The organism is Pseudomonas sp. B21-019, assembly GCF_024749225.1.
GTDB lineage: Bacteria > Pseudomonadota > Gammaproteobacteria > Pseudomonadales > Pseudomonadaceae > Aquipseudomonas.
Genome location: NZ_CP087193.1, coordinates 3,956,726 through 3,975,022, shown reverse-complemented (window position 1 = coordinate 3,975,022; position 18,297 = coordinate 3,956,726). Strand labels below are relative to the sequence as shown.

The window sequence follows — 18,297 nt, the reverse complement described above, 5'->3', positions numbered from 1 at the left end:
GCCGTTTTTTTTGCGCGCTGGAACAAGGGGATCACGGCATTTCCGGCAACTCTTGCGGCCGCAAATCAAACACCAGCACCTCGGCGTCCACGCCATTGCTCAAGGTCAGCACCCGTTCTTCACGAACCCGTACGCCGTCGCCTTCGCGCAGCTGCATACCGTTCAATTCGACACTGCCCCGCGCCACATGCACATAAGCGTAGCGATCGGCGGCCAGTTCCAGCGTGGCGCTTTCCTTGCCGTCGAACAGGCCGGCATACACTCGCGCATCCTGCCGGACTTTCAGCGAACCGTTGGCCCCGTCCGGGGAGATGATCAGCTGCAAGCGGCCGCGTTTTTTCTGGGTACTGAAATGCTCTTGCTGATAACGCGGTTTGGCGCCGCTGACGTCGGGCACGATCCAGATTTGCAGGAAGTGCACCGGGCGTGTCGATGAGTGGTTGTATTCACTGTGCGCCACGCCACTGCCGGCGCTCATCAATTGCACGTCGCCAGGGCGGATCACCGAACCGGTGCCCAGCGTGTCCTTGTGTTCCAGCGCGCCTTCGAGCACGTAGGAGAAAATCTCCATGTCGCGGTGAGGGTGCTGGCCAAAGCCTTTGCCGGCGGCCACGCGGTCGTCGTTGATCACCAACAGGTCGGAAAAACCCTGTTCCCGCGGGTTGCGGTAGTTGGCAAAGGAAAAGGTATGGAACGACTTCAACCAACCGTGATTGGCCGCGCCGCGATCCGAAGCTTTGCGAAGGGTCAGCATTATGAAATCTCCTGTCAGGACGTGAATTCGTCCGAGTGAGGAGAAGGTTAATGGTTACGCTTAAGTGCAATAAGTAGATGAAAATTGAAATACTGTCTCTTGCAGGTTGACAGTTATGTGAGCGGGTTCATGTATGCTTGTTGTTACATGTGGCCATAATGCCGGGCGCCAGACCTGTGGGCGGCGCAGTGGTATTGAACAGTTCTCTATTAGTGACTTTGAATCCATGAAAACCGTGGCAATGGTGTTGTTCCCAGACTTTCTCCTGCTCGACATGGCCGGTCCCATGGAAGTGTTTTCCATCGCCAATCGTTATCTGCAACCGGCGGACCGATACGAGCTGTTGACCATCGGCACCGAGCAGGGCGCATTGCGGGCCTCCAATGGCGTCAGCGTCCAGGCCGATCTGCACATCGATCAGGCGAACGGGCACTATGACGTGCTGCTGGTGCCGGGCGGGCCGGGGGCTTACAACGAAAAGCATCCGCCGCTGCTCAACTGGCTTCAGGGTGCCGTCAGCCGTGCGAACCGATACGGGTCGATCTGCACCGGCGCGTTCGTGCTTGGGCATGCCGGATTGCTGGACGGCTTTCGCGTGACCACTCATTGGCATTACACCGAACGACTGATCAAAGGCTTCCCCAAGGCCATCGTCGAGACCGATCAGATTTTCGTGCAGGACCGCAACCTCATCACTTCCGGCGGTGTCACCGCCGGCATCGACCTGGCGCTGGCGGTGGTTGCCCAGGACCACGGCAAGAAAGTCGCCCAGGATGTGGCCAAAGTGCTGCTGGTAGTGATGAAACGCCAGGGCGGGCAGGCGCAGTTCAGTCCGTTGATGGCCGCGGTGGGCCCCCAGGAAACGCCAGTCACCCGGGTGCAGAACCATGTGCTCGAGCACCTCGACGAAGCGTTCGGTATTGAGCGTATGGCCAGTCTGGTGAACATGAGTGCGCGGCACTTCGCCAGGGTTTTCACTCGGGAAGTGAATATGACGCCGATGGAGTTTCTGCAAAGCGCGCGCATCGATCACGCCAGGAATCTGTTGGAAACCAGCGAGCTGCCGCTCAAGACCGTGGCCTATAAAAGTGGCTTCGGCAGCGTGCGCCATATGCGCTTTCTGTTTAGTGAAAAGCTCGGCCTGACCCCCACCCAGTACCGCGAGCAGTTCAGTTAACGCGCTGTTGTCCGTTGTGCGCACCGCGATGACCGTGATGCTCCTCCCATGGCCGTTGTACCGTCACCCATGCCTGCCAAGATACCCGTGAACTCTTTTTTTGGAGGTGCGGGAGCCTGGATGGGCGGGTTCGATGGAGCTTGAAGTTCCTTGAGCCGAGCCAGGTTTTCAGCGCATGAACGTGCATGAACAGCCTCAGAAACATAAACAGCGACATAGTGGTACGGTTCGGGCCCTATGCGTTCCACCCGCATCAGCGGCTGATCCTGGACGGTGATCGGCCGCTGCGCATGGGTGGGCGAGCCCTGGAAATTTTGCAGGTGCTGATCGAGCACGCCAGTGCGGTGGTCAGCAAAGAGACGCTGATTGCCCGCGTCTGGCCAACGTCGGTGGTCGAGGAAATCAACCTGCGCGTCCATATCGCCGCCCTGCGTCGAGCGCTCGGCGATGGGCCGAACGGGCAGCCCTATATCGTTAATATTCCCCAGCGCGGTTATAGCTTCATCGCCCCGGTGCAGCACGATCGGGCGGGCACGCCGGTGCTGCTCGAAACCGTGCACAAGCCTCAACACAACCTGCCTGCGCGGCTCACACCGGTGATCGGTCGCGACTCGATCGTCGGCAGCGTGGTTCGGCAGTTGCCGGTTCGACGCTTCATGACCCTGATCGGCCCTGCTGGCATTGGCAAGACCACCGTGGCGTTGCGCGTGGCCGAGTTGCTGTTGCAGCACTATCGGGATGGTGTCTGGATGGTTGACCTGGCGGCCATCGATGACCCGTCGCAGCTTGTCGATCATCTGTCGCGCACCCTGGAACTGGACATCGGCGCAAACGCGTTGGCGCAACGGCATGCCTTGGTGGTGCTCGACAACTGCGAACACCTGCTCGAACGTTGCAGGACAGTGGTGGACGATCTGTTGGCCTCGGCGCCTCGATTGTCGATCCTCGCCACCAGTCGCGAACCGCTGCGAGCAGCGGGGGAAACGCTGCTGCGGTTACCCGCCCTGACGGTGCCGCCAGCCTCGGCGATATATAGCGTGGCCGAGGCCATGGGGTATTCAGCGGTGCAGCTGCTGGTCAGCCGCGCCCGAGCCCGTCAGCAAGGGTTTGCTTTGCGCCAACAGGATCTGAAGGCTGTGCGTGAAATCTGTCGTCGGCTGGATGGCTTGCCCCTGGCCATTGAGCTGGCGGCGGCGCAAATCGATGCACTGGCGCTGGTGGGGTTGCAAGCGCAACTCGGCAACTGTTTACAACTGTTGAGCCAAGGTCGACGCACCGCCGTGCCACGGCATCAGAATCTCAAAGCGGCGTTGGACTGGAGCTATGAACGGCTGAGTCCGTTGGAGCAGATCGTGTTGCAGCGGCTGGCGGTGTTCAAGATGGCGTTTACGCTGGACGCGGCGATTGGCGTGATCAGTGACGCGATGCTGCTGCCTGCTAGCCTGGTCAGTGTGGTGGAGAGTCTGGCGAATACATCGCTGCTGTCGGTGGAGCAGGGTAACGGTGTGACCCGCTACCGCTTCCTCAATACCACGCGCACCTACGCTTTGGAGAAGCTCGAACACAGCGGTTACTTGCGTGCCTTCGAACTGCGTTATGAGCGCTACATCAGCCGGGCCCACTGGACATCAGTCGGACAGGTGGTGCTGCAACTCGCCGAGTAACCGCCGGACTTTTATCAGGTCCGGTGTGGCGAAGCCTTCGGTGAAGCGCTGGTAAATCGGCGCCAGCAGCTCATGGGCTTGCCGGAAGTGGCCCTGACGCTGCCACAGCAGGGCCAGTGATGTGGCGCTGCGCAGTTCCCAGGCCAGCGCTCCCTGGGTTTTTGCCACGGCTAAAGCCTTGAGCAGCACCGCCTCGGCCGCGTCAGCACTGCTCGGGCAATCCTCTGCCAGTAACGCGTCGGCCCGGGCCCGCAGAATCTCTGCCGTGCTCCAGCCCGCCGCGCCGTTTTCGGCCCGCTCCAGCAACGCATCATCGATGAAACGGCTGCCCAGAGTGACCATGATTTCCTTGATCAACCCGGTGTCTGGTCGCGGAGATGAGGGCGCATCAGTTCCGTCGATCACCTGCGCGTAATGTTTGGCCCAGGTGTAGAACAGCAACACCGAGTGTTTCTTCGCCTGCTCAAGCAGCAAGGCCAGGAGCTCGCGGGCGACCGGCGTGTTGCCGTTGTAGTGGGCGATCAGGCAACCGGACAGCGCCAGGGTGTAGCAGATGGACGTGCCATGATTGATTTGCATCGCGATGTCGAGCGCCTGTCGTGCGGTATGCCAGGCTTTTTCCGGAAGCCCTTGCAGCCAGAGAATGCGCGCCAGAATCGTCAGGGTCGCCACGCTCTGGTCGTATTGCACGCCAAAACCATGGGTGAAGCGGTTGAGCTGGCCGCTCTGGGCCAGGCGTTGAATGACCTGTTCGGCATTCTCCCGCGCCAGTACCTGATCCCCGGCAAAATGCAGGGCCAGGACCCGCAAACGTTGGGTGCTGAGGGCCGTCACCGCGTCGTCGTGCGGCCTCAACCGCTCGAATTGTCGGCTCTGCTCCAGAGCCAGTTGGTAGTGGCCGCAGCTGAGATCAACCGCCAGGTGCCCGGAAATCGCTTTGAGCTGACCGGCCACATCATTGCAGTGTTCGGCCAGGTGTTTGGCGCTGACGAAGGCTTCGACGGATTCGGCGCTACTGCCCAGGGTGTGATAGCAGGAACTGCCGAGGGCAAGCTTGAGGTTCATGGTCAAGCGCGGGCAGGGCTGATGCGTCGTTTCGAGCAACGCCAGGGCTTTGCGCACGTACGCGCCGTATTCCTTGAGCAGCGACAGCTCTTGCCAGAGCGGTGCCGAGGTCGCGGCGAGACGGATGGCCAAGGCCTGCGGCCCTTGAGCGTTCAAGCCCCAATCCAGGACTGCACGAATGTCGTCCAGGTTGCGGGCGTAACGCTCGGTCCAGCGCTCGCTCTGGGTGTGTTCCCAATCACTCTGCGCCTGCTGCATCAAGGCCAGGCAGCATTCGGCGTGGCGCTCTCGGGTGTCCGCCAGCTCTTGGGCCTGGTCGAGTTTTTCCAGCGCATAGCCACGTGTGGTGTCGAGCAGACGGTAGAACACTTCTTCATCGCCGACTTCCACGTTCAGCAATGACTTGGCCACCAATTGGGTAATCGAGGCAAACACCACATCGGGCTCGACGTACTGGCCGACAATCACGGCAGCCGCCGATTCCAGGGTAAAAGCGCCCCGGAATATCCCCAGTCGGCGCAGGCACGTCTGCTCGCAGGCATTGAGCAGTTCGAAGCTCCAGTCCAGCGTGGCGCGCAGGGTCTGATGGCGGCCCATGGTGGTCGGGCAGCCTTGGGCGAGCAGGCGAAAGCTGTCTTGCAGTTGCGACAGCAAGCCGCTCAAACCCAGGTTGCCGACCTGCGCCGCTGCCAGTTCGATCGCCAACGGAATGCCGTCCAGACGTCGGCAGATTTCAATCGCCAGCGGCAGGTCGGCTTCGCTCAGTTCGAAGCTGTCGTGGCTGGCCATCGCCCGCTCGACAAACAATTGCAGCGCCGAAAACGTCAGGGCCTGAGCGCGGTCGAGCAGGGCGATGGGCGGCGGGCAGTCCAGTGATTCCAGGCGCTGCACGTATTCGCCTTCGGCCCGCAGGCTTTCGCGACTGGTGGCCAGAATGTGCACTTGGGGTGCCGCGCGCAGGATGCTTTCGCTGAGCAACGCAATGGCATCGATCAGGTGTTCGCAGTTGTCGATGACCAGCAGCATCTGCCGTTCGCGCAAGCATGTGGCGAGCCCGTTTATGGGGTCGGCGTCATGCAACGACAAGCCCAGCGCTGACGCCAAGTGCGCGCCGATCATCAAAGGGCAGTTGATCGGTGCCAGGTCCACCAGGCGAATGCCGTCTCGATAGCGACCGATCAGTTGCTCGGCGACGCGCAGCGCCACGGTCGTCTTGCCGATCCCGCCGGGGCCTACCAGGGTGATGAAACGCTGCTGCGAGAGTTGCGCCAACAGTCTGTCGACCAGCGCCTGACGGCCGATCATGCGAGTCCGGCGCACCGGCAGGTTATGGCCGCCCGGTTCATTGGCGTCGTTTTGGGGATGTTGTTCGATGGACTCCAGGGAAAACGGCGCGACAAAGCTGTAGCCGCGCTGGGCGACGGTGATGATGTAACGCTGGCCGGCCTGACCGTCACCAAGGGCTTTGCGCAGTGCCGCCATGTGCACGCGCAGGTTGGAGTCTTCCACTACGCTTTTGGGCCAGACCCGCGCGATCAGTTGCTGCTTGCTCACCACCTGGCCTGCGTGCTCCAGCAACATCAACAGAATGTCCATGGCTTGCCTGCCCAGGCGCAGGGGCTGGTCGGCCTCCATCACCAGGCGTTGGCCAGGGTAGATCCGGTAGGGGCCGAAACGGATGGCCTGTTCGGGGGTAAGGGTCAACGGGTCACTCCTGCTTGCATCCGTCTATCACGCGGTATCCAGGCATATTCCTGAGGTTTTTTCGGCAGCGCAACGTGGCGCCATACATCTCGGCAGCAGGTGCAACGGCTGCGGCCTTGCCGTCAGTGCCCGGCGGTCCCGTATTTATTGGACTCAGCGCTGGTGAACGGCACACCGGGGCCATGGGTGTACGGCAGAAAATTAACAACGTTTAACTCGTACCGATCCGGTCTACGCTCAAAAATCCATTTCTTCAAGTAGCCGAAGGTATCGGCCTTTTTGCAACAGAAAGTGCAACAAAAAGCGTGCCGCAAAAAGGACGAACACTTCTGGAGGAGCCGGAATGAGCAACGTGGTGGTGGTCTATCACAGTGGATACGGGCACACCCGGGTCATGGCCGAAGCCGTGGGCCTGGGGGTAGAACGACACTTGGGCAGCACCTGTTGGCTGATTCCGGTGGAGGAAGTGGACGACCACTGGGAACGCTTGCACCGTGCCGATGCAATCATCTTCGGCGCCCCGACCTACATGGGCAGCGCCTCGGCAGCCTTCAAGGGTTTCATGGAGGCCACCGCCTCGTTCTACCTGGCCCAGCCCTGGCGCGACAAACTCGCTGCCGGGTTTACCAACTCCGGATGCCTGTGTGGCGACAAGCTCAACACCTTGCTGCAGATGGCAGTGTTCGCCGCCCAGCACTCGATGATCTGGGTCGGCCTCGACCTGCTGCCGGCGCGCAGCAGCGTGGGCCTGTTCGACGGGCAGTTGAACCGACTCGGCAGTTCGCTGGGGGCGATGGCCCAATCGAACGTCGAACAATCCCCTGAATTTGCACCTCCACTGGAAGACCGCCGTACCGCCGCACATTTGGGCGAGCGGGTGGCGCGCCTGGCCGAACGCCTGGCTCAAACCTCTTGTTAATCGTCGTAAACCCATGCATCAGGAGAGTCGTAATGAGCACCTTTACTACCCGAGACGGCACCGAGATTTACTACAAGGACTGGGGCACCGGTCAGCCGATCGTCTTCAGCCACGGTTGGCCGTTAAACGCCGACAGTTGGGAGTCGCAGATGATCTTCCTGGCCTCCAAAGGCTACCGGGTCATCGCCCATGACCGCCGTGGTCACGGCCGTTCGAGCCAGCCATGGTTCGGCAATGACATGGACACCTACGCCGATGACCTGGCGCAGTTGATCGAGCATCTGGATCTGCAAAACGCTGTGTTGTTCGGTTTCTCCACTGGCGGTGGCGAAGTGGCGCGCTACATCGGTCGCTACGGTACTGGACGCGTGGCCAAGGCCGGGCTGATTTCATCGGTGCCGCCGCAGATGCTCAAGACCGAGGCCAACCCGGGCGGCCTGCCGATGGAAGTGTTCGACGGTATTCGTCAGGCGTCTTTGGTCGACCGTTCGCAGTTGTACAAGGATCTGGCCAGCGGTCCGTTCTTCGGTTTCAACCGGCCGGGTGCCAAACCTTCGCAAGGCATGATCGACTGGTTCTGGCTGCAGGGCATGGCTTCCGGCCACAAGAATGCGTACGACTGCATCAAGGCGTTCTCTGAAACCGACTTCACCGAAGACCTGAAGAAGTTCGATGTGCCAACCCTCGTGGTGCATGGCGACGACGACCAGGTGGTGCCGATCGAAGCGGCGGGCATCGCCTCGGCGAAACTGGTCAAGGGCTCTACGTTGAAGGTCTACCCGGGAGCCCCGCACGGCCTGACCGATACCCACAAGGATCAACTCAACGAAGATCTGCTGGCGTTCATCAAGGGCTGATCAAAATCAAAAGATCGCAGGCTGCGCCAGCTCCTACAGGGTTATGTGAACGCCCGTGGGGGTTGGCGAGGGGCTGCGATCTTTGTTGTTCATCAGCGCCTACAAGGTGATGTGAATACCCGGAGCTGCCGAAGGCTGCGATCTTTTGCTGTTGAGAGAGGGAAGAACACGCATCGCACGGCAGCGCCAGGCAAACGGTGTGATGCCTTCGCTGCGGGTGAAGATATGAGAGAAATGTGCCTGATCGCAGAAGCCACATTCCAGGCTGATTTGCGTCAGGGTCAGGTCGGTGTTCCGGATCAACTGTTTGGCCCGGGCAATGCGTTGCTGTCGGATCCAGTCTTGCGGTGAAACACCGGTGCTGCATTTGAACGCACGGGAAAAATGACTGCGCGACAGGGCACAGACCCGTGCCAGTTCGGTCACTTCCAGGGTTTCGCCGAGGTGGTCGAGGATCAACTGTTTAACCAGGTTTTCACGCCAGGGGCTAAGGCCTCCCGTGGTCTTTTTTTGCGTTTCAATGGCACACGCCTTGATCGCGTTTTGCTGAATGAGAGCCATGGCCAATGTCCGTGTCGGTGGGCGCGCGCGGGTGCACTGCACGGTGGGTCAGCACGTTTCTTTTTCTAAAAACTCTAGAAAAAGAGCTCTGCGCAGAAGGCTTCATTCTTGGTCGCGGGGGCTTTGGCTTGCGAGTTAAACGTTGTTAATTCCGCAGTCAGGCTTAAGGGTGAAAGTGCGCCAACTGAGCACATCGCTGCAATTCGTGCGGATGCACGGTCATGCAAGATGGGCGACGTGTAGCGGCCTGGACTGGGCCGCTTTTTCTGGCTCGATCAAGGGTGATCTCATGAAGCAATCCCGCGTTTGCACACTTGGCGGACTTGGCCTGGCATTGGCGCTGATGTCCAGCATCAGCCTGGCCCAGGCGCCAGCTCAGGTGAACACTCAGGTGCCCGGTTATTACCGGCTCGCGGTGGGCGACTACGAGGTGACGGCGTTGTTCGATGGCTACAACGACCTGTCGCCCAAACTGCTCGAGGGGCTGACCCAAGACCAGATCCGCGCGTTGCTGGCTCGTCGTTCGATTGAAACGCCGGGGGTGCAAACCGCGTTCAACGCGTTTCTGGTGAATACCGGCAAACAACTGATTCTGGTGGATACCGGGGCAGGGCAGTGCATCGGTGCCACTGCGGGCCAATTGTCGGCGAACATGCAAGCCGCTGGTTATAAGCCAGAACAGGTCGATACCATCCTGCTCACCCACTTGCATCTGGACCATGTGTGCGGATTGGTGGATGGGCAGCAAAAGCCTGTGTTCGCCAACGCCACGGTCTACGCCGCCAAGGCGGAAGCCGATTACTGGCTTGACCCTCAGGCCATGGTCAAGGCACCGGCCGGTGCCAGGGAATTCTTCAAGATCGCCCAGGACTCCACCGCGCCCTACATCGCGGCGGGCCGCTTCAAGACCTTTACTGCCGGGCAGTCGCCAGTGCCGGGCGTTGTCGATGCCGAACTGGAGGCGGGGCACACACCGGGCAGTACCACGTATCGGTTCAACTCCCAAGGCCAGAGCATTCTGTTCATGGGTGATCTGGTGCATAACCTGGCGGTGCAGTTCGAGCATCCCGAGGTATCGATCCGTTTCGACGTCGACAATCAGCAGGCGATCAAGAGCCGTGCCAAGGTGTTCAGCGATGCGGCGGCCAGCAAGATCTGGGTCACGGCAGCGCATTTACCGTTTCCGGGTGTCGGCCATATCACCGCAGTGGACAAGCATTTCCAGTGGGTACCGATCGAGTACGGGCCTTATAAACGAGCGGCGAAAGTGCCGATGATCGAGTAAAGTCCGACACACTTGCGCCTGACTGAACACAAAGGGGAACCGTGCCCATGAACCGTAACGATCTGCGCCGCGTCGACATGAACCTGCTGGTGATTTTCGAAGCGCTGATGTTCGAAAAAAACCTGACCCGCGTCGCCGAAAAGCTGTTCATGGGCCAACCAGCAGTGAGCGCCGCGCTGGGCCGGTTGCGTGATTTGTTCGACGATCCGTTGTTGCTGCGCAACGGTCGCGGCATGGAGCCGACGGCGCGGGCGCTGGCGATTCTCAAGGAGCTGCAACCGGCGATGGACACCATCTCGGGGGCGGTCAGCCGCGCCAAGGAGTTCGAGCCGGCCAGCAGCTGCGATGTGTTTCGCATCGGGCTGTCGGACGATGCCGAGTTCGGGCTGTTTCCACCGTTGCTGCGCCAGTTGCAGGAAGAGGCGCCGGGGATCGTGGTCGTGGTGCGCCGCGCCAACTATCTGCTGATGCCGGCGTTGCTGGCGTCAGGGGAAATCTCGGTGGGGGTGAGCTACACCACCGATCTGCCGGCCAATGCCAAGCGCAAGAAGCTGCGGGACATCCCCTGCAAAGTCCTGCGCGGCGATGACCGCCCGGGGCCGCTGACGCTGGACGAGTATTGTGCGCGGCCCCATGCAATGGTGTCGTTCTCCGGTGACCTGAGCGGCAACATCGACCTCGACCTGGCCAAGGTCGGCCGCACCCGCCGCGTGGTGCTCGGCGTGCCGCAATTCAGTGGTTTGCGCGCGTTGCTCGCTGGCACCGAGATGATCGCCACCGTGCCGGATTACGCCGCGTGTGCGTTGGTGGAGGGGTGTGGGTTGCGCGCGGAAGATCCGCCGTTTCCCATTGACGCGGCGCAGCTGTCGATGGCCTGGAGCGGGGTGCATGACAACGATCCAGCAGAGCGCTGGTTGAGATCGCGGATCAGTCAGTTCATGTCGGCGCCGCTGGATATTGCGGCGGTGTAAACAGGCAGAACACGTGCTGCGAGCAAGCGCTTTTGCTCTTACCGTTCATCCGTTTTTTTCCTGACCTGTAATTTCTGATAGTAGCGCGATGTCGCCAACCGGTGTGTGATGAGTCAGTGCCCATGGGGCGACCTCAATCATGCACAGGGAGCGAATGATGAATAGCCCAGTTGCCGCAGCGCTCACCAACTCTCTGCCAGACCCTGAACTCGAGCAAAACCCGGGTAACCCGCCACTTGACCCAGTGTTGGTCCGCAATAACCTGACGGTTGTCATCAACTACCGCATGAAGCCTGGGGAGAGCTTGCAAGTGATCTGGGAGGCTGCGCCGGGAGCGCCGAGCGAGGCCTCATTCACGACCGTCTTCTTTCCGGTCGGCGGCACTGCGCCATGGAAAGTCCCGCTGCCCAACTGGATAGTGGCCTATAGCTTGAACAGCGTGGTGACGGTGACTTATGTCGTCATGAACGGCACCACACCGATCGCGACCTCATTGCCGCTGACGGTCACCATTGTGCCGCTTGCGCAGAGCGCTCTGCCCATCCCGCTGATCACCCAAGCGGCCAACAATGGCATAGGCAGCGTGCTGGACGTGGTGTTCTTGACGAATTTCACCCTGCGCATCAATGGCTGGCCGCTGATAACGGACGGGCAGTATTTCTGGATGAGCCTGAGTGGCATCAACGACGACGGCAGCGCTTTTTACATTGAATACTGGATAGCGCCCAACAGCGTAGTTACTCAGGCATTTCTGCAGTCCGGTTTTCATGCCGAGACGTTTTCGGCGTTGCCGCTCAAGAGGCTCAAGCATGGCAGCACGTTGACACTGGATTTCAGGGCCGCGCTGGATAAAAAACTGAACAAGAATGCAGCACTGAAGTTTGCGCCGCGTCACTACACCATCAATAACGATGCCCAAACGCGACTGTTGGCTCCCTCTATCGTGGAAGCCAAAGGTAACCCTCATCTGGACCCGCTGGCGGCCCGATACAACCTCACGGCTCGTCTCTCCTTTCCCGTAATAACGGGCGCCAGGGTCCGTGTGCGCTGGATAGGTGCGCCGGGCACTTCGCCAGAGGGTTCAGTCGTCACCGCTTATGTCGATGCCGGTGCTACCGGTACTAAAGACGTGTCGCTGCGCAATTCGGTGGTCGCCTTTAACCTGGGCCAAACGGTGACGGTCATCTTTGACCTGATGGTCGGCAACGCTCCCGCCGTGAGTTCGCTGCCGCTGATGTTGAACGTGCTGCCTCTCGCGCAGAACGCATTGCCCCAGCCGATCATCAGGGAAGCATTGGGCAATGGCCATGGCAACGAGCTGGACGTGAGCTCTATCTCGGCGTTCACCCTGTTCATAGAGGGTTGGCCGCTGATCGCCGTCGGCCAGTATTTCTGGGTAAGCCTGATTGGAACATTGGCCGATGGCGGCGTTTTCAATGTCGAGTACGTGATTGCCCCTCACCCCCCGTCGACCAGTTGTTTGTCACCCACGATTTCTTTTCGCAGATCTTTTCAACCACCCCGCTAAACCTGCTCATGGATGGCAGCGCACTGACAGTGCAACTCAGGGTGGCACTGGACAAAAGCCTGAGCAAAAGTTCAGCAGTGAAGTTTCCAGCGAAACAGTACACCGTCAAAACGGGCGGACCGATACCGCCGGATCCGATGATCCTGGCGGTGAAAGACTCTGCCGGCGATGACATAACCAATGGTGGACCCACCAACTCCACCCAGGTGACGATCAGCGGCAGCGCAATGGCCGGCCAACCACTGGAGATACTGGACGGGCAGACCGTCATAGGCATGATCACGGCAGTTTCCGGTGTCTGGGAGCTTGCGGTATCTGCGTTGACGGGCGGCCTGCACGTATTCACCGCCCGGCCCTTGAATGGCGGCGGTGGGGGCTCCACGCCGTGGACGATCGACGTCGTGCTGCTAAACCTGGAGTTGACGATTGCAGAGGCGCCCGATAACGGCAATCTGGATCCTCTTGCGGCCTTGACGAGGCTGACGGCTGTCCTGGATTACAACATGCAGGCCAATGACAGGATCAGGGTTATCTGGACGGCTGCGCCAGGAACACCCGCGGCGGGCTCACACATCACCAATACCGTTCAGGCCGGCACTACCATCCGACCCAGGATAATCCAGCTGCCCGTTACGCTGTTGGCGTTCAGCTTGGGCAAACGGGTGACGGTGAGCTTCGAATATGATCGCGGAACAGCACCACCGGTGGTTTCACGGCCGCTTGTCCTGAACATCGGGACTATTCCGGCAGACCGGTTCGACCCTCCGGTGATCACCCAGGCGAACGGTACGACGGTGCTGAATCTGGCCGATGTGCAACTTGGGGCAACTCTCCTGTTTGGTATTTGGCCGCTTATTGCCTCCGGTCAGCCGATCTGGCTGGATTTGGAGGGCCAGAACGCCAGCGGGGGCAGCCACAATCTCACCATGTGGACGGGCCTCAACTTCGCAGTGCATCGAAGTTGGGTGTTGAACGGCCGCTACAGCGTTACCGTTTTGTTCAGCTATTTGAAGGATCTGGCGGAAGGCAGCACGTTGTCCATTCACTTCAGGGTCAATATGGATCAGGTCCCGAATCCGGCGACGGCGGTGGTCTTCGCCGCACGTCAGTACACCATTCGGGCCATTCCTTGAAGAAGAGCTGGCGGGAGGTTTTGGCGTTCAGCGTGTTGTGTTTAACGGCGTTTATCGTTACTTGATGAAAGCTACAGATCCTTGCGCCGTTGCCTACGACTGCGCCAGAATCCGCCGGCTTGTGCGCTTTGGGCCTGGTCTTTATCGTTTCCGTATCGCTGCCAATCAGCGATCGGGTTTAGCGACCTGAACAGGTATAAGCGCAACAGCGCTCCGTCATATTGCAGGCATTCCATGTCTGCAGTTTCGATATGGTGGCTGTGCGCGGGAGACCCTCGGGTCTGCCGGGTCTTATACCTCTCGGTTCGCTAACCTGCGTACAGCCGCCACCCTTACTTGTTTAGCGACAGGTACTGGTGGTTCCATCAGGTATAACGGAGATTCTCCATGTTCAAAGCCACACCTAACCCGCCAGAAACCGACGACGTTTCCCCCTACGATCCCCTCGATCCCAAAAAACTCCACGAAGCCGCCGAACGCGCCCTCGATCACTACCTCAAGCCGTCCGATCCCAAGCCCCCGCGCAAACCGAGCACGATTTACACCGTCGCTCCCAACATCAACATCGAAGAGCTACTGACCAATGCCTGCGAGTCCTTTGCCTCGGCCAAGGTGATCGCCAGTGACTGTGCCGGGTTTCTGGAGGGGCCGCAGCGCAATACGATACTGGGCGTCGCGCAGCTCATCATGTTCGGCGAGTTGGCGGTGAATCGGGCGCTGGACAGTCTGGAGCTGAAGGCCAACCCGGCCCTATGACCTGAGGTCAAACGCTGACCCCTGTGGCGAGGGAGCTTGCTCCCGCTCGGCTGCGCAGCAGTCGTAAACCCTGTACATGCGGTCTACCTGATGCAATTGGGTCGAATGGTTTTGGGGCCGCTTCGCAGCCCAGCGGGAGCAAGCTCCCTCGCCACAATTCCCGCGGTACAAAGAGAGCACGTACATTCAATTTTTCCCTACCCCTTGGCGGCACTATTCAATCCAATGATTGAACAGGGGTGAGTCATGAACGCTTCGCAACGGGATGAACAGGCGCGGGATGTCGGGCTGCTGTTTCTGCGGGTCAGCGGTGGTCTGTTTCTGCTGTGGGTTCACGGCTTGCCCAAGCTGCTGGACTTCAGTGCGCAGCTGCAACTGATCGAAGACCCGTTCCACCTCGGTGCCCACCTTACCCTCAGCCTGGCGATTTTCGCCGAAGTGCTGTGCCCGCTGCTGATTGTCGCTGGTGTTCTGGCGCGTCTGGCGTGCTTGCCTATTCTGTTTGTGCTGCTGGTGGCGCTGCTGGTCGTGCACCCGCAATGGAGTGTGGCCGAAGGGCAATTCGGCTGGCTGTTGTTGATCATCTTCACCTCTGTGTTTATCGCCGGGCCTGGACGGCTGGCGCTCAATGTTCGTTTGCCCGGAGTGCTCCGTTATGTCTGAAGCCCAAACTCAAAAAGCGCCGGGGTCCGATGAGATCGTGACGCTGATCGTCAAGCACCGGGTCAAGGCCGGTTTCGAAGCAGCCTATGAAGCCTGGCTGCGCAACATCGTCAGCGTAGCGGGGCGCACGGAAGGGCATCTGGGCGTGGACGTGATCCGCGGCAAGAACGCTGGCCTGGACATGTTCACCTGCGTGCTGCGCTTTTGCTCCACCGAGGCCATGCAGCACTGGCTCGATTCGCCGCAACGTCAGTCGTTGATCGATGAAGCCGCGCCGATGCTGGCCGACGGCGACCAGACCGAGGTCAACCCGGTCAACGAATTCTGGTTTGCGCCGCTGGCCGATGCTGCTTCGCCGCCACCGCGCTGGAAGCAGGCCGTGGTGTCGTTGCTGGTAATTCTGCCGCACACCTTGCTGGTGCCGCTGCTCTGGGGGCCACTGCTCAAACTCAACGCTTTTCTCTCCAACTACCTGGTCGCCACGTTCCTGATCACCCTGACCATCGTGGTGTCGGTGGTGTACGTGTGCATGCCGGCTGCGACTCGCTTGTTTGCGCCGTGGCTGACGGCCAGTCAGCCGCGGGAGCACCTCGAATCCAACGCAAATTCGCCGCGCTGAGCCGGCGCTTTTTTGCTTCATTTCACTGATGACGAAGGAACTGCGATGAACGCCGATCTGATTCTGTTCAATGGTCAATTTCATACCGTAGACCGCGAAAAGCCCCTCGCCAGCGCCGTAGCGATCAAGGGCGGCCGCTTCGTCGCGGTCGGCACCGACGCCGAAGCCATGGCCCTGCGCGGCTCGGGCACCCAGGTGATCGACCTCAAGGGCCGCTGTGTCATCCCTGGCCTCAACGACTCGCACCTGCACCTGATCCGTGGCGGTTTGAACTACAACCTCGAACTGCGCTGGGAAGGCGTGCCGTCCCTGGCTGATGCGTTGCGCATGCTCAAGGAGCAAGCCGACCGCACACCGACGCCGCAATGGGTACGGGTAGTCGGTGGCTGGAACGAATTCCAGTTTGCCGAGAAGCGCATGCCGACCCTGGAAGAGCTCAACCAGGCGGCGCCAGACACCCCGGTGTTCGTGCTGCATTTGTACGACCGCGCCTTGCTCAACCGCGCTGCATTGCGGGTTGCCGGTTACACCCGCGATACGCCGAACCCGCCGGGTGGCGAAATCGTGCGTGATGCCAATGGCAATCCGACCGGCATGCTGGTCGCAAGGCCGAACGCGATGATCCTGTACTCGACCCTCGCCAAGGGGCCGAAGCTGCCGCTGGAATATCAGGTCAACTCGACCCGCCAGTTCATGCGTGAGCTCAACCGCCTCGGCCTGACCAGCGCGATCGATGCCGGCGGTGGTTTCCAGAATTACCCGGACGATTACCAGGTGATCGAGCAGTTGGCGAAAGATGACCAACTGACCGTGCGTATCGCCTACAACCTGTTCACCCAGAAGCCGAAAGAAGAGCTGACCGATTTCCAGAACTGGACTGGCAGCGTCAAGTTGCACCAAGGCGACGACTTCCTGCGGCACAACGGCGCCGGCGAGATGCTGGTGTTCTCGGCGGCGGATTTCGAGGACTTCCTCGAACCGCGTCCGGACCTGCCGCAGACCATGGAGCAGGAGCTGGAACCGGTGGTCCGCCATCTGGTGGAACAGCGCTGGCCGTTCCGTTTGCACGCTACTTACAACGAATCCATCAGCCGCATGCTCGACGTGTTCGAGAAGGTCAACCGCGACATTCCGTTCAACGGCCTGCCATGGTTCTTCGACCACGCTGAAACCATCACCCCACAGAACATCGAGCGGGTAAGGGCGCTGGGCGGTGGCATTGCGATCCAGGACCGCATGGCGTTCCAGGGTGAATATTTTGTCGACCGCTACGGCAAGCAGGCCGCCGAAGCTACGCCACCGATCAAGCGCATGCTGGCCGAGGGTGTACCGGTCGGCGCCGGCACCGATGCCACGCGAGTGTCCAGCTACAATCCATGGACCTCGCTGTACTGGATGGTCAGCGGCCGTACCGTCGGTGGTCTGGCGCTGTACGAGGAAGGTTTGCCGCGCACCACTGCACTGGAACTGTTCACTCATGGCAGCGCCTGGTTCTCGTCGGAACAAGGCAAGAAAGGCCAGATCAAGGTCGGGCAACTGGCGGACCTGGTAGCACTGAGCGCGGACTTCTTCAGCGTCGAGGAAGAAGCGATCAAGTGGATCGAGTCGGTATTGACCGTGGTCGGCGGCAAGGTGGTGTACGCCGCCGGCGACTTCGAAAAACTCGGGCCTGTCAGCCTGCCGGTGCTGCCGGATTGGTCGCCGGTGGCGAAGGTTCCGGGACACTGGCGGCCGAACGCGCCAATGCAGGCGCAGGTGCACCAGTGCAGCGGCCCGTGCGCCGTGCATACCCACAGCCATGAGAAGGCCCGTATGTCGAACGTGCCGGTGAGTGACTTCGCCGGTTTCTGGGGCGCCTTCGGCTGTTCCTGCTTCGCGTTCTGAGTCTTGCAACAAAAGCGTCGACCATGTGTGGTCGACGCTTCACTCACCACCCTCCGAGGAGTTTCACATGAGCAACGTTCCTTACAAACGTCTGAACAAAGATGACGCCGTTGTGCTGCTGGTCGATCACCAGACCGGCCTGATCTCTCTGGTGCAGGATTTCTCGCCCAACGAATTCAAGAACAACGTGCTGGCCCTGGGCGACATCGCCAAGTTCTTCAACCTGCCGACCATCCTCACCACCAGTTTCGACGCAGGCCCGAACGGCCCGATCGTGCCTGAACTGCGCGAGCAATTCCCGGACGCGCCGTTCATTCAGCGTCCAGGCCAGATCAACGCCTGGGACAACGAAGACTTCGTCAAAGCCATCAAGGCCACCGGTCGCAAGCAACTGATCATCGCGGGTGTGGTGACTGACGTGTGCGTAGCGTTCCCGACCCTGTCGGCCATTGCCGAAGGCTTTGAAGTATTCGTGGTAACCGACTCTTCCGGTACCTTCAACACCACCGTGCAACAAGCGGCGTGGGCGCGGATGTCGGCGGCGGGTGCACACCTGCTGAACTGGTTCGCCGTGGCCTGCGAGCTGCAAGGCGACTGGCGCAACGACATGGAAGGCCTGGCCAACCTGTTGTCCCAGCGTCTGCCGAACTACCGCAACCTGATCAACAGCTACACCAAGTTCACCGCCAAGTAAGGTGTTGAAGAAAAATGCCCGCGATGTGCGGGCATTTTTTTGTGCTGCTCGAATGTCCGCTGC

16 protein-coding genes are annotated in these 18,297 nt (G+C 60.3%); 13 read left to right on the top strand and 3 right to left on the bottom strand.

The genetic code is table 11. The features are described 5' to 3' along the window. Window positions 1-31: 31 nt before the first annotated feature. Entirely contained in the window at window positions 32-754 is a 723-nt protein-coding gene (locus LOY36_RS17655; RefSeq protein WP_258669351.1) for a pirin family protein, read from the bottom strand. Window positions 755-980: 226 nt separating this feature from the next. Here LOY36_RS17655 and LOY36_RS17650 point away from each other — a divergent pair, with 226 nt between their 5' ends. Together LOY36_RS17650 and LOY36_RS17645 are read left to right on the top strand one after the other, a co-directional pair. Next, window positions 981-1,931 (top strand): GlxA family transcriptional regulator, encoded by a 951-nt coding sequence (locus tag LOY36_RS17650; protein WP_258669348.1) that lies wholly within the window; start codon window positions 981-983, stop codon window positions 1,929-1,931. A gap of 185 nt (window positions 1,932-2,116) precedes the next feature. Next, window positions 2,117-3,595: a helix-turn-helix transcriptional regulator gene (locus LOY36_RS17645; protein ID WP_258669345.1), complete on the top strand. Its 1,479-nt coding sequence runs from the start codon at window positions 2,117-2,119 to the stop codon at window positions 3,593-3,595. Here the strand turns inward: LOY36_RS17645 and LOY36_RS17640 are convergent. Next, complete coding sequence (locus LOY36_RS17640; RefSeq protein ID WP_258669342.1) at window positions 3,560-6,364, bottom strand: helix-turn-helix transcriptional regulator; 2,805 nt, start codon at window positions 6,362-6,364, stop codon at window positions 3,560-3,562. The genes LOY36_RS17645 and LOY36_RS17640 overlap by 36 nt on opposite strands. Window positions 6,365-6,707: 343 nt before the next feature. On the opposite strand from LOY36_RS17640, the gene LOY36_RS17635 reads away from it, so the two are divergent. Both LOY36_RS17635 and LOY36_RS17630 read left to right on the top strand, forming a co-directional pair. Further along, window positions 6,708-7,283, top strand: coding sequence for a flavodoxin family protein (locus tag LOY36_RS17635; protein WP_019648494.1), 576 nt, complete (start codon window positions 6,708-6,710; stop codon window positions 7,281-7,283). A 32-nt stretch (window positions 7,284-7,315) separates the two neighbouring features. Continuing rightward, the gene (locus tag LOY36_RS17630) at window positions 7,316-8,140 is read left to right on the top strand and encodes an alpha/beta fold hydrolase (RefSeq protein WP_258669338.1); all 825 of its coding nucleotides are present in this window, start codon (window positions 7,316-7,318) and stop codon (window positions 8,138-8,140) included. A 99-nt stretch (window positions 8,141-8,239) separates the two neighbouring features. On the opposite strand, the gene LOY36_RS17625 is transcribed toward LOY36_RS17630, so the two are convergent. Beyond that, window positions 8,240-8,701 carry a helix-turn-helix domain-containing protein gene (locus LOY36_RS17625; protein ID WP_258669335.1) on the bottom strand — a complete coding sequence of 154 codons (462 nt, stop codon included), beginning with the start codon at window positions 8,699-8,701 and terminating at the stop codon, window positions 8,240-8,242. A gap of 289 nt (window positions 8,702-8,990) precedes the next feature. Here LOY36_RS17625 and LOY36_RS17620 point away from each other — a divergent pair, with 289 nt between their 5' ends. From LOY36_RS17620 to ycaC, 9 genes are all read left to right on the top strand, one after another. Continuing rightward, entirely contained in the window at window positions 8,991-9,986 is a 996-nt protein-coding gene (locus LOY36_RS17620; protein WP_258669326.1) for an MBL fold metallo-hydrolase, read from the top strand. A 47-nt stretch (window positions 9,987-10,033) separates the two neighbouring features. Then, window positions 10,034-10,957 carry a LysR family transcriptional regulator gene (locus tag LOY36_RS17615; protein WP_019648497.1) on the top strand — a complete coding sequence of 308 codons (924 nt, stop codon included), beginning with the start codon at window positions 10,034-10,036 and terminating at the stop codon, window positions 10,955-10,957. A 157-nt stretch (window positions 10,958-11,114) separates the two neighbouring features. Beyond that, window positions 11,115-12,485: a hypothetical protein gene (locus LOY36_RS17610; RefSeq protein WP_258669324.1), complete on the top strand. Its 1,371-nt coding sequence runs from the start codon at window positions 11,115-11,117 to the stop codon at window positions 12,483-12,485. Continuing rightward, on the top strand, window positions 12,434-13,618 hold the full coding sequence (locus LOY36_RS17605; protein ID WP_258669322.1) for a hypothetical protein: 1,185 nt from the start codon (window positions 12,434-12,436) through the stop codon (window positions 13,616-13,618). Before LOY36_RS17610 ends, LOY36_RS17605 begins: the two co-directional genes overlap by 52 nt. 387 nt (window positions 13,619-14,005) lie before the next feature. Further along, entirely contained in the window at window positions 14,006-14,374 is a 369-nt protein-coding gene (locus tag LOY36_RS17600; RefSeq protein ID WP_258669320.1) for a DUF6124 family protein, read from the top strand. A gap of 246 nt (window positions 14,375-14,620) precedes the next feature. Beyond that, the gene (locus LOY36_RS17595) at window positions 14,621-15,037 is read left to right on the top strand and encodes a DoxX family protein (RefSeq protein ID WP_064618759.1); all 417 of its coding nucleotides are present in this window, start codon (window positions 14,621-14,623) and stop codon (window positions 15,035-15,037) included. After that, entirely contained in the window at window positions 15,030-15,656 is a 627-nt protein-coding gene (locus LOY36_RS17590) for an antibiotic biosynthesis monooxygenase (protein ID WP_018925556.1), read from the top strand. The genes LOY36_RS17595 and LOY36_RS17590 overlap by 8 nt, the downstream gene beginning before the upstream one ends. Window positions 15,657-15,701: 45 nt before the next feature. Then, the gene (locus tag LOY36_RS17585) at window positions 15,702-17,540 is read left to right on the top strand and encodes an amidohydrolase (protein WP_258669318.1); all 1,839 of its coding nucleotides are present in this window, start codon (window positions 15,702-15,704) and stop codon (window positions 17,538-17,540) included. Window positions 17,541-17,607: 67 nt separating this feature from the next. Further along, window positions 17,608-18,234: an isochorismate family cysteine hydrolase YcaC gene (gene ycaC, locus LOY36_RS17580; protein WP_028941293.1), complete on the top strand. Its 627-nt coding sequence runs from the start codon at window positions 17,608-17,610 to the stop codon at window positions 18,232-18,234. The last annotated feature ends 63 nt before the right edge of the window (window positions 18,235-18,297 follow it).